General features: G+C 64.4%; 8 protein-coding genes and 1 pseudogene. 1 reads left to right on the forward strand and 8 read right to left on the reverse strand.

All coding sequences use genetic code 11. From position 1 onward, the window contains the following. Window positions 1-188 precede the first annotated feature (188 nt). Window positions 189-554: a DUF6584 family protein gene (locus ACRYR2_RS24680; protein WP_432565655.1), complete on the forward strand. Its 366-nt coding sequence runs from the start codon at window positions 189-191 to the stop codon at window positions 552-554. An 85-nt stretch (window positions 555-639) separates the two neighbouring features. Here the strand turns inward: ACRYR2_RS24680 and ACRYR2_RS24685 are convergent, their stop codons facing one another. The 8 genes and pseudogenes from ACRYR2_RS24685 to ACRYR2_RS24720 form a co-directional block, all read right to left on the reverse strand. Continuing rightward, window positions 640-1,365 (reverse strand): substrate-binding domain-containing protein, encoded by a 726-nt coding sequence (locus ACRYR2_RS24685; RefSeq protein WP_432565648.1) that lies wholly within the window; start codon window positions 1,363-1,365, stop codon window positions 640-642. A 28-nt stretch (window positions 1,366-1,393) separates the two neighbouring features. Then, window positions 1,394-2,712, reverse strand: a pseudogene (locus ACRYR2_RS24690) (ISL3 family transposase). 224 nt (window positions 2,713-2,936) lie between these two features. Continuing rightward, a complete protein-coding gene (locus ACRYR2_RS24695; protein ID WP_432565649.1) occupies window positions 2,937-3,911 on the reverse strand; it encodes a flavin reductase family protein in 975 nt (324 codons plus the stop codon). Further along, the gene (locus tag ACRYR2_RS24700) at window positions 3,857-4,333 is read right to left on the reverse strand and encodes a riboflavin kinase (protein ID WP_432565650.1); all 477 of its coding nucleotides are present in this window, start codon (window positions 4,331-4,333) and stop codon (window positions 3,857-3,859) included. Before ACRYR2_RS24700 ends, ACRYR2_RS24695 begins: the two co-directional genes overlap by 55 nt. 76 nt (window positions 4,334-4,409) lie before the next feature. Continuing rightward, the gene (locus tag ACRYR2_RS24705; protein WP_432565651.1) at window positions 4,410-5,504 is read right to left on the reverse strand and encodes an IS630 family transposase; all 1,095 of its coding nucleotides are present in this window, start codon (window positions 5,502-5,504) and stop codon (window positions 4,410-4,412) included. 285 nt (window positions 5,505-5,789) lie between these two features. After that, window positions 5,790-7,169, reverse strand: a complete 1,380-nt coding sequence (locus ACRYR2_RS24710; RefSeq protein WP_432565652.1) for an NtaA/DmoA family FMN-dependent monooxygenase — start codon at window positions 7,167-7,169, stop codon at window positions 5,790-5,792. Further along, the gene (locus tag ACRYR2_RS24715) at window positions 7,166-8,524 is read right to left on the reverse strand and encodes a purine-cytosine permease family protein (RefSeq protein ID WP_432565653.1); all 1,359 of its coding nucleotides are present in this window, start codon (window positions 8,522-8,524) and stop codon (window positions 7,166-7,168) included. Before ACRYR2_RS24715 ends, ACRYR2_RS24710 begins: the two co-directional genes overlap by 4 nt. A gap of 310 nt (window positions 8,525-8,834) precedes the next feature. After that, window positions 8,835-9,304: IMP dehydrogenase (locus tag ACRYR2_RS24720; protein WP_432565654.1), on the reverse strand; the 470-nt coding region annotated here is incomplete at its 5' end.

A 9,304-nucleotide genomic window follows, 5' to 3' on the forward strand; every position in this document is an offset into this window, starting at 1 on the left:
TGGAGGCCGGCGGTTTCACCGGCACCTACGTCCTCGAACTCGAAACCCACGACGTGCAGGAGGAGGACCGCGAAGCCGACGCCCAGCGCTCCTGGGACGAGATCGTCGCCCTGCTCGCCGACGTGACAGGCCGCTGACGGCTCCCCAACCGTCCCTCCCCGCCGCACCCGAGTGTCAGCCTCCAGAACATCGGGGACAGTCCCGCCGGACGTTGGTCCTACCTCAGCCCCGACCGCGACGACCGAGAGGTGGTCGCTTTCGAGCGCACCTACCGGAACCCTTTCACACAGATGAAGGCCCTGTGCTGGCGCACCACCGAAGACAGCGCTGGCCCGCAGGCCGCGCAGCGTCTGCGGGCCTTGCGTCAGAGCGCCGAGCAGATCGCGGGCGCACCCGTGTGCTGGCAGCACCCGAACCCGCCGGCGCCGCCTGTGACGTGGGGCAGCTGCATCGCCGGCTGGGTCGGCGTGCTGCTCGTCATTACGTTCATCGCCCTGGTGCTGCTGGGGATGGGCCGGCTGGTCGTCACCGGAGCCGAGCTGGTACGGGAATAGGTGACCTGACCGCTCCACGGCTTCAACCTCACTGGACGCGACGTCAGGATTTTGGCGCTGGTCAAGACGTCTTAGCCACTCACAGCTAGCCTGCGCGCACCGCGCGGCGGGCGCGCGGACCCCTCGCTGGCGACGGCTTTCCTTCGGCGACTTCGCGTGTGGAGGCCCGGAGCGACAGGATGCTGGGCACGATCTGCAGTCGCTCCTCGCCGGCGTCCTGGATCCTTTGTAAAAGCATCTCCAGTCCGAGTTCTCCAACCCGCTCGAAATTCAAGCGGGATGATGTCAGCGGCGGGGTGAAGTACCGCGCCTCCGGCATGTCGTCCACGCCCACGATCGAGTAGTCCCGTGGCGCCAGAACGTCGCGCTCGCGCATGGCGGACATGAAGCCCAAGGCGATCTCGTCGTTGGCCGCGAAGATCGCGCTGAAGGTTTGCGGGTTCAGTTCGGCGGCGACGGCGGCGCCGGAGTCGGCGTCCCACTCAGCACACCGGATCAGTTCCTGCGGGTCGCAGTTCCACTCGCTGAGCTCATCCAGGTACCCCCGCACCCGTTCACCGGCCTCGTTGCGATCGGCCGGCCCGGCGAGGTGGATGATCTTGCGGTGACCGAGTTCGAGCAGGTGGCGTACCGCATTTCGGGCCGCCCCGTAGGAGTCGGCGTGGACGGTGCTGACACCCTCGGCCTCCCCCTCCGCCAGGGAGACCACGGGTACCTGGTCGGCTACCGCCTTCAGCAGGTCTTCGAGCCCGACGTAGGGCGTGGCCAGGCGGCCTTCATCGAAGTGCTGCAGCACCTGAAGGACGTCCACGGGTCCGACTTCGTGCTAATCAGGCTCTTCACGATCCAGGGTGTAGTCGGGGTCTGAACCCGCCGGTCTCGAGCAGGCTGCGGGCGATGTAGTTGAAAAGGTTGCGGAAGCCCAGGGCCGAGCCTCGTAGGTACTCGAGTCGGCCGTTGATGGCTTCGGTCGGGCCGTTGCTGGTGCCAGGTCGGTCGAAGTAGGCCAGGACGTCCGCTGCGCGCTGGTTCAGCGTTCGCCCTAGCCGGCGGACCTCCCGCAGCACGGCGGGGATCTTCCCGTTCAGGGAGTCGATGAGATCGCTCATCGCAGTCTTCCCGGCGCGGTGGTCGGGGTGACGGTAGGCCGCGATCATCCGCTGATACACCGCCCAGGTCGCCTCGACCTCGACGTGGTCGTCGTGGTCTACGCCGTGGCCGAACAGGGTGGTCAGCCGGGTTCGTTGGCGGTCGGTGAGCAGGTCCGCGCCGGTGTGCAGAACCCGCCGGGCCCGGTAGAGCGGGTCGTCCTTACGGCCCCGATGGCCGTGCAGTTCCTGCTGCCGACGCCGGCGGACGTCGTCGACGGCCTGCCCGGCGAGGCGGACCACGTGGAAGGGGTCCATGACGGTCACCGCATCGGGCAGCTCGTCCGTGGCGGCGTTTTTGAAGCCGGTGAACCCGTCCATGGCCACGACGTCGACGTTGTCCCGCCAGTCCTGGAGCCGCCCCGCCAACCACGTCGCGAACACGTCCTTGGATCGGCCTTCGACCATGTCCAGCAGCCGGGCAGGGCCTGTTCCGCAGCGGATCGGAGTCGGGTCGACGATCACGGTGACGTACTTGTCCCCGAACCGGGTGTGGCGCCACACGTGCTCGTCCACGCCGATGGCGTTGACCCCGTGGAGGCGGTTCGAGTCGGTGATCAGGACCCGGCGTCCTTCGGCCAGGACTGCGTCGTTGGCGCAGTTCCACTACACGGCGAGGGCTTCGGCGATGCGGGCGATGGTCAGGTGCTGGCAGACGATCGTGACCAGGGCCCACCGCCGTCCGCCGCGGGACAGCTTCGCGCGGGGCTCGGCCGCGGCGGTGGTGTCTTGACGCCAGACGTGGCCGCAGCCGGTGCAGCGGTAGCGGCGGACCCGGACGCGCAGGGTGGTGGGGCGCCAGCCGAACGGGGAGTGCGCGAGCTGGCGGATCACGGTCCCGATCGAGCGGCCCTGGCAGCCGCAGTGGTGGCACCAGTCGTCGAGTTGGAGGACACGGCAGTCCAGGACCGCTCGGTGCGGGTCGAGGCGTTGCCCGACGACGATCAGGCCGAGGTCGTCCAGGCCGGTGAACGTGGCCAGATCGGGGTGTTGAAGGTAGCGTCGGGCACGTCGAGGTCTTCCGGTTGGGCTGTGTGAGAACTCCCATCCTGGAAGGCCTCGGCCCTCTACCTGGTCATCGACGCGCCCGTCACCTCGCCGGCGGACCTACACCCTCGATCGTGAAGAGCCCCGAAACCTGCGCACCTCAGCAGCTCACCGTCATCCCACTTGCAGGCTGTTGCTGCTGAGATTGCAACTAGCCCGAGCGTCGAATTCACACGTTGTAGGTATTTCAGGTCGTCAGCTTGGGCGCGAGATGGCGGAAACCCGAAGAGTGCCAAACCAAGGGCTCTGTGTCCGGAATAACGCTCGAAGCGTGGACCTGCAGCAAGATCACGTCATGATCACCAGCCGGGAACTCCGAGTGAATGGAGGCCTCAATCCAAACTGGCGCGCCGTGAATGAAGTGGGCACCGCTGTCGATCGTCGTCGTATCGACTCCCGCGAAATGGTCAGCGGCTTTAGCTGCCATCTGGCGGGCGACTAGAGCGTGCGCTTCCGATAGAATCGAAACCCCGATCCTCCCCCCGCCTTGCCCGGCCGCTCGCAAAAGGGGCCACCTGGTGGACGTGTGCTGCACGGCAAACAAAACCAAAGGAGGGTCCAAGGAGATCCCCACTTGGAAAGATGATGCGATCAGGACTACGGGTTTTCCGTCGATGACTGAGGACAAAGCTGCGACGCCAGAAGGAAACAGCGAAAAGGCCGCACGGAGGGCCGAAGGGTCCTGCTCCAGCGCAATCGGAAGTCTTGTGCCGGGTAGGGGGGAAACGCGGGTCACGAGCGAGACTCCTTCACGATCAGTAGAATGTTCATTCGGCGCAGACATCAGACCCGTGTGGTAGGCGGCGAGAACGAGATCAGCTGTCGTGGGGTATGTCCAACGCAGTAGCCCCACCGGCAGCCCCGTGCGGTCAGCGACGGCCTGGTGGGAAGGTGGGCCATCCCTCAGCAAGGCGAGCACCGCATTGGCCACAAGGACCGCACGCAACTGGGCGCGCTGCGTCCGTCGCTGAGCAAGTTCCGCTTCATGACGGTGTGGCTCAGATATGAGCGTACGGGCGCGCCGGGGCGAGCGGCGCACAGGTGCACGCCGCCCGGTATGGTGGCCGTCAGCGGGGGAGTCGAAATTCTGCTCTCTTCTGTTCCCCACTACGGCCGGACCTCTTCGCGCAGCAAGTGTACGAAGCCAACGTCCATAGCCCATCGCCGGACGTTCTCCACGTCCTTGTGCAACTGATCGACAAGTTCGTCGGACTCGACGTAACGGCGCTGTGTTCGCAGACGCCGGTGTAAGAGGACCAAGACGGTTTGCCCGTAGAGGTCGCCATCGAAGTCGAGCAGGTTCGCCTCGATCAAGCGCTGCCCATGATCACCGTAGTAGGTGGGTCGGCGGCCAACCGAGACGGCGGCCACGTACTCGGTTCTCATTCCCTCGTCAGAGTCTTGAACCAGTTGGACGGTACCGGCCCAGACTCCGTCCTCGAGGTCAAGCAAAGGAACCACTAGGTTCGCGGTTGGAAAACCCAGCAGCCGGCCTCGTTTGTCGCCGTGCTCCACCACGCCCACGATGCTTGCTATGGCGCCCATACGGCCCGGGCCGGCCGGGACGACTGCGGTTGAGTTCACGTTGGTCTCCTGTTGATCTTCGGAGTCGGATGTAAAGTTTCTTCCCACTGCTGAGCGCCTTCTCGAAGCGCTCGCGCTAGTGTCGTGAGTCGATGATTCGTTGGCAGTAGTCGCCGAGCGACTCCAAGATCTGCTCGGCGGTCTTGACCCACACGTACGGCCGTGGGCTCTGATTCCAGGTCGTGATCCAGTCGCGGATGTCAGCGTTCAGAGCCCGGACTGAGCGGTGGCTGGAACGCTGCAGCTTCTTGGTGGTCAGCTCGGCGAACCAGCGTTCGACCAGGTTCAACCAGGACGAGCTGGTGGGGGTGAAGTGCAGGTGGAACCGCGGCCGGCGGTTCAACCAGCGCTTGACCGCCGGGGTCTTGTGGGTGGAGACGTTGTCCAGTACCAGGTGGACGTCCAGGTGATCGGGAACCTGCTCGTCGATGGTGCGCAGGAACTTCAAGAAATCCTCGGCGCGGTGACGAGCGTGCAGGGATCCGATGACCTGACCGGAGGCGAAATCCAGGGCCGCGAACAGGCTGGAGGTGCCGTGCCGGACGTAGTCGTGACTGGCCCGCTCGGGAGTGCCGGGCAGCATCGGGAACACCGGCTGGGTGCGGTCCAGGGCCTGGACCTGGGTCTTCTCGTCGACGCACAGGACGACGGCGGCCTCGGGTGGGTTGAGGTAGAGCCCGACGACATCGTGCAGCTTGTCGACGAAGAACGGGTCGGTGGACAGCTTGAAGCGGTCCTGCAGGTGCGGCTTCAATCCGAAGGCCCGCCAAGTCCGCGACACCGTGGTCTGCGACAGGCCCAGGTGCTCGGCCATGGACCGGGTGGACCAATGTGTGGCGTTGGTCGGCTTGGTCTCCAACGTGGTGACGATCAGCTTCTCGACGTCGGCATCGGTCACCGTGCGGGGCCGTCCCGGTCGAGGCTCGTCGCTCAGTCCCTCCAGGCGGTGCTCGGCGAACCGAGACCGCCACGTCGTCACCGTCGGGCGGGACAGCTTCAGCTCCCTGGCGATAGCCGAGTTCCACTTCCCTTCGGCCGCAGCCAGAACGATCCGGCTGCGCATCGCCAGCCCCGCCGCGGTCGTCCGCCGGCGAGACCAGGACTGCAGTTGGTCCCGCTCGGCGTCGGACAGCGTGATCTGCGCAGGTTTCGGTCCGCGACTGCTCGCCATGCCGAAAGTCTACAAACCGGCAAGGAACTAACGACTCAGGACACTAGCGACTCGTCGCACAGACGGTCGCTAGCGCGAGCGAACCGGTGGCACTCAACCGCCGCTGTTACAAGCTGCGGTCTGCGCCTGAGTCGAACTTGACGAAACACCCTTCACCAGCCAACTCGGGTCGGTGCGGGATAGGTCGTGCACGCGTCATCGAGACCGAGCAGGCTCATCCGGCCGGAGAAGATTCCACGAGACACGACCGACGCGACTCACCTGCCGGTCACTGGGGGCTCGGCTCTAGTCCTTGCCGTGGCTCAGGCGATATGCAGCGCCAGGGTGGGTCGCAGGAAGGCGATCACTGTCACGACCGAGGATGCGACGTCGCATCGATCCACCGCGAGGCTTTTCGGGCAGCATTCCACGATGACGAAGGATGGGAATTACGTCGTCAATGAATTCTCGATAGGAAGCCATCCCCCCATACGTGTACTCGATGAGGAAACCGTCGATGTCCGTCGCCTCGACGATTCGTTCCAGTTGATCCGCAACCGATTCGGGGGTTCCCGTCACTCGAATGCCGCCAATTGATGAGGTAATCTTGTCGAGGATTTCGGCGATGGTGGGACTGTCGTCGCCGTTCTGGAAAGTGCCCAGAGTGGTTTTTCCCACCTCGGTCGAGACATCCTGCAGGGTGGCATCCAAGGGGAAGGCCATGAGGTCAACACCGGACCACCCCATGAACAAGGCTGCGGCGGCTTCGCGACTGGGTGTTGCATCAAGTTCTCGACGCAGTCTTTGCGCCTCCTCCTCGCTCGAACCGACGACGATCGACACAGCATCGATGACCTTGATGTCTTGACTCTCACGGCCATTTGCCACCGCGCGTGCTCGAAGATCGGCGACGGTTGCGGCAGCAAGCTCCAAGTCGCGCTCCTGGATGAATACGCATTCGGCAAAGCGGCCGGCGAACGCTCGACCGGCAGGGGATGTCCCTGCCTGCAGCAGCAGCGGCGTCCGCTGGACGGAAGGAAGCGCGGTGAAGAACCCGTCTAGTGCGAAGTACTGCCCGCGGTGCTCGATGCGATGGACCTTGTCCACGTCGGCAAAAGTTCTCGTTTTCTTGTCGAAGACTACCGCGTCATCCTCCCAGGCTCCTTCCCACAACTTGAGGGACAGCTCCATAAATTCAGTGGCCCGGCGGTATCGCTCGGCGTGCGGAGTAACATTGTCTTGACCCAGCAGTTTCGAGAGCGCCACCTGGTTGTCAGACGTCACCACGTTCCACGCGATACGCCCTTCAGTCAGGTGATCCAAAGTGGTGAAGGTACGGGCATTCAAGTTGGGCTGCTGCGCTGTGGTCGACGCCGTCACGACAAATCCCAGGCGATCGACCGTTGCGGCCAGACCACTAACGATCGCCATGGGGTCGTGCACTGGCACCTGAACGGCTTCACGGATGACGACGTCAGGCACTGAGCCATCCGCTCGCATGGGGTAGCCAAGCGCTTCGGCGAGGAAGAGGAAATCGAAACCACCGGCTTCAAGCTCACGCGCCATGTTCTGCCAGTACTTGAGCGTCGCAAACCCACGCGTGTCGCTGCGCGGATGGCTCCAGGCATTAGAGATGAAGTTGGGGGTAAACTCCTCGAAAGCTCCGAGAAAAACCTGCTTCGTCATCTGGTTCCTCCATTTTCCAGGTTGCGTGAGGTGTAGCTGTACTTCGGAGCGGAGCCGAGCACTCTGCTGGCGAGTAGGTAAAGGGAGAAGCTGAGTGCGAATCCCGCCAAACTCGTGAGGTCCCCTACCTCAGGAATTGCGTTGGGCAGTGGGCCCACGTAGAGTTCTTGATTGGACAGAAACAGAACGGAGGCGACCATGCCGACACCCATGGCGATCGGACCCGCCAGCGCACGTCTGCCTGTCACAGTCGATGAAGTCACTTCACCCTTTCGCATTACGACGTCGGCAACGAGGACGCCTAGCCACGGCGCGATCCAGTAGCCCATCAGTAGGAGAAAGCTTTCGTAGGTATGCACGCTCCCTGTACCCACGACTGCCACTGTTGCACCGGTGAAGCCTGCACCTAGAACGACGTACGCCCTGCCGCGCGAACTCTTGATCTTCAACCCGCTCGCACCGAAGGAAAGCCCACTGGAGTACAAATTGATGGCGTTGGCGCAGACCGCTCCCAACCAGATGGCGGCCAAAGTAGCCAGGCCTAGCCACGACGGCATCAGGCCTGTGTAAGAAGAAGTAGGGTTGTCATAGTCCCACGAGCCCAAACCAACCGCGGTGACCGAGGCTGCTCCCGCTAGCTGCAGCACGTTGGTGGAAGTCCAGACTCCTAGAGCTGCAGCGCTGCCTGCTGCACGGCTTTGCCGAGATGGGAGGTACCGAGAGTAGTCCGCGGCAAAGGGAGTCCACGCGATGGTGTACCCGAAAGAAGTCGCCACGGCTAGCCAGAAGGCGCCGGGAACTGGCTCGCCTTGCCAGGAGGCCTGTGCCTGGTCCGCGACAAACCAGACACCTAGCAGGAACACCACTGCAAGAAACGGGAAGGCGTAACGCTCGAATGCGTGAATGGCGTCATGCCCGAAGAAGGCTAGCGCGAGTGAAAGCGCTGAGGTTGCGATGACCGTCGGGACCGCAGGAAGGTCGAGCAGTGCAGCCAGGGCGAGCCCGCCAGACACTGAATTAACGGCGAACCATCCGATACCGGCCAAGACGGCATTCAGGCCGGCGGGAAGAATGTTCCCTGCTTGCCCGAAGACACGGCGGCTGATCGCCATCTGAGCAAGTCCCGTACGTGGCCCCCAGGTGGTCAGGACCCCATGGAAGAGCGTTGCCAACGTGTTGCCCAAGAGGACGGCCACCACTGCCGAGGCCAAGCTCAAGCCGTAGTACAGCGTCGCTATCGCTCCGACGAAGATGGTCGCGAACTCCAGGTTTGGAGAGGCCCAGGTCCAGACGAGGGAGCTCGACCGACCATGTCGAGCGCCGCTCGAAACCGCATCCTCCCCGCCCTGCTCCATGGCTAGTCCTCTACCTCCCTCGAAGACGTAGCCAGTTGGCGCTTCCTTCGTGAGTGGCTCTTCATTCACAGAGTTCTCCTCGATGACGGGCGGAGCGGATGACGAGAGCGTGGAGCGTCCCACCGAGACAGACATGACACGCGTGGAACTGGCTCATGCGGATTTGGTGCGAGGCGCCAATCAGCGGTTCTTGAGAGGGCACGTGAGTTGTCCAACCGATCCGCAAATTGAGACCGCTCCATTGGAGCCATGCTGATCAACGGGCGACGGATCAAGGGCTCTAATTGCAGTTCCCCGGCGGATCATCCCGTCACCACCCTGCGGGCAGCGGGCGCCCTTCGTCGTAGCCGGCGGAGGACTGAACGCCGACGACGGCGCGCTCGGCGAACTCGGGCACCGTGCGCGCGCCCACGTAGGTGAAGGAGCTGCGCACCCCGGAGGTGATCTGGTCCAGCAGGTCCTCCACCCCGGGCCGGGCGGGGTCCAGGTGCATGCGCGAGGAGGAGATGCCCTCCTCGAACAACCCCTTGCGGGCGCGCTGGAACGGGGAGTCGCCGCGGGTGCGGGCGGCCACCGCGCGGGCCGAGGCCATCCCGAAGCTCTCCTTGTACTCGCGCCCGTTCACGTCGACGGCCAGGTCGCCCGGGCTCTCGTGGGTGCCGGCGAACCAGGACCCGACCATCACCTGGCTGGCGCCGGCGGCCAGCGCCAGGGCCACGTCGCGCGGGTGCCGCACGCCGCCGTCGGCCCACACGTGCCCGCCGAGCTCCTTCGCGGCGG

The organism is Kineococcus deserti (genome assembly GCF_050871945.1).
Lineage (GTDB): Bacteria > Actinomycetota > Actinomycetes > Actinomycetales > Kineococcaceae > Kineococcus.